Origin of the sequence: Stenotrophomonas maltophilia (assembly GCF_003970865.1) — a bacterium.
Taxonomy (GTDB): Bacteria; Pseudomonadota; Gammaproteobacteria; order Xanthomonadales; family Xanthomonadaceae; genus Stenotrophomonas; species Stenotrophomonas maltophilia_AR.
In genome coordinates, this window is sequence record NZ_RXLZ01000132.1 from 1 (window position 1) to 1,998 (window position 1,998).

The following is a 1,998-nucleotide window of genomic DNA, read 5'->3' on the forward strand; positions in this document are numbered from 1 at the left end:
TCGACCTTACAACTTATTATAGTAGTGTATGATTAGATTAGATGTCACTCTCGTATCTTTTTATATCATGCTGGTAGGCGCACCGACTATTTGAACACGCGTTAGGTCGGCGGCAGTGTAAGACGTGTATAAGAGACGTCCCCCACCCGAGGAACGCCTTCTGTACCACCACCTTCTTGCTGAGGCCCTGGAGTCCAACCCCTACGCCCAGGGCTACACCCTGTTCCTCGACCACGAGAATCCCCGCTGGGAGGTTTGGGGCTCCGAGGAGTCCTGACCGCCCCAAGGGGTAGACACCGGCCCCTCTCTCATCTGTCATCGGATGACAGATGAGGGGGACGCGAAAGATCCCGAGACCGAGCCCTGACGCCCCAATGTCCGCCCCCGGCCCCCTCGCTCGAGGGGGCTTAAAGCCGTTTTACGCGGTCAGGCGAGAAACGCCGTTCTGGACGCGGTTCCTGGTGAGGCCTTCGGGGAGAGCATATTTCCCTTAATTGGCATTAAAGGAAATGACTCACTGCGGGGCGCGGTGCTAGTATGTTGATATGCCACGAGGCGAGAACCTAAAGGGCGCCCGGCAACCGCTAGAGGTGCGGCTGAAGCTGCTGGGGATTCAAGAGGCCCTCAGACCCGATGAGGCCAGTGTCAAGGTGCGGGTGCGGCTGCGGAAGCCGGTGGCCGCCCTGCTCGAGTCCATGAGCACGAAGCAGCGGGGTGAGGTGTTTGAGGCCGGGCTGAAGGCCCTGGGTATGGAGGTGGGTGATGAGCAGGAGTAAACCAGAACCACGCAAGCGGGCTAACGGGCTTGGCTCCAAGCCGGTGAAGCGCGGGGATTCCTGGAGCGTTCAGGTAACCGTAGGCCGCCGCCCGGATGGGAAGCTGGACCGCCGCCGGGTGACGGGCCACACCCCGGAAGAGGCCATGCAGAAGGCCCGTGAACTTCAGGTAGCTGCCGCCCAGGGGATGCTAGCCACGCACGAACGCCTGACGGTGGGCGAGTGGATGAAGACCTGGGTCGAGGCCAAGGCCACCCGCGCCGCGCCCACCTACCGGCTCAAGCTCGAGGCCCACGCCAAGCACATCACCCAACACCTGGGGAGCATGGAGCTTCGCAAGCTGAGGCCGGGGCACGTCCACACCTTCGCCCGCGCCCTGGAGGCCAAGGAGTTAGCCCCTTCCTACCGCCGTGAGGTGCTGAGCACCCTCGAGGCCGCCCTTGAACGCGCCGTGGTCATGGAGCTTATCCCGCGCAACGTAGCCCGCCCGGTGAAGCTGGAGGCCGCCCCCGTGACCCGCAAGGTCAAAGCCTGGGACGCCGCTACCGTGGCCCGCTTCCTCGAGGTGGCCCGCCCCTACCGGCTGTATCCGCTGTTCTACCTGGGCTTTGCCACCGGCTTGAGGCGTGAGGAGCTTCTAGGCCTGGCCTGGCAACACGTGGACCTCGAGGCCCGCACCCTGCGGGTGGAGCAGACCTTAACCCCGGACAAGGGCGGTGTCCACATCGGCCCCCCCAAGACCCGCAACAGCCGCCGGGTGGTGGGCTTCGGCCCGGACGTGGCCGCCGTGCTGGAGGGGTGGAAGGCCGAGCTAGCCGAAGAGCGCCGCATCCTGGGGAGGGAGTGGCACGATTCGGGGCTGGTGTTCCCCTCGAGCACCGGCCACCCCCTGCACCCGCGCAACGTGAACCGGATCTCCCATCGCGCTGAAAAAACGTGGCACTCTGCGGGCATGAGTAGATCACCGCAAACCAATACGGCATCCCGCCTGCTCGACGTGGCCGCCCTGCGCAACGAGTTCGCCTTGGGCCGTGAAACTTCCTACGCCCTGCTCCGCATGTTGCCCCACGTGAAGGCGGGCAGCCGCTACCTGATCCGTCGAGAGGACCTCGAGCGCTACCTCGAGCAGGCCGCTCGTGAGGGTCGAGACATTCGGAAAGAGGCTTTAGCTGCCGCCCGCGCAGCGAAAACCCCCGCCGGGGCTGGCGGGGCCAAGTAGGGG

2 protein-coding genes are annotated in these 1,998 nt (G+C 64.8%); both read left to right on the forward strand.

Translation table 11 applies throughout. The annotated features are described in order from the left end of the window. Nucleotides 1-590: 590 nt before the first annotated feature. Nucleotides 591-776, forward strand: a complete 186-nt coding sequence (locus tag EKL94_RS22030; protein WP_113061815.1) for a hypothetical protein — start codon at nucleotides 591-593, stop codon at nucleotides 774-776. A 145-nt stretch (nucleotides 777-921) separates the two neighbouring features. Then, the gene (locus tag EKL94_RS22035; protein WP_158541486.1) at nucleotides 922-1,995 is read left to right on the forward strand and encodes a tyrosine-type recombinase/integrase; all 1,074 of its coding nucleotides are present in this window, start codon (nucleotides 922-924) and stop codon (nucleotides 1,993-1,995) included. Nucleotides 1,996-1,998: the final 3 nt, after the last annotated feature.

Excerpts from the sequence above, each read along its gene's own strand:
- EKL94_RS22035 (WP_158541486.1), top strand. The coding sequence starts at position 922 with ATGCAGAAGGCCCGTGAACTTCAGGTAGCTGCCGCCCAGGGGATGCTA.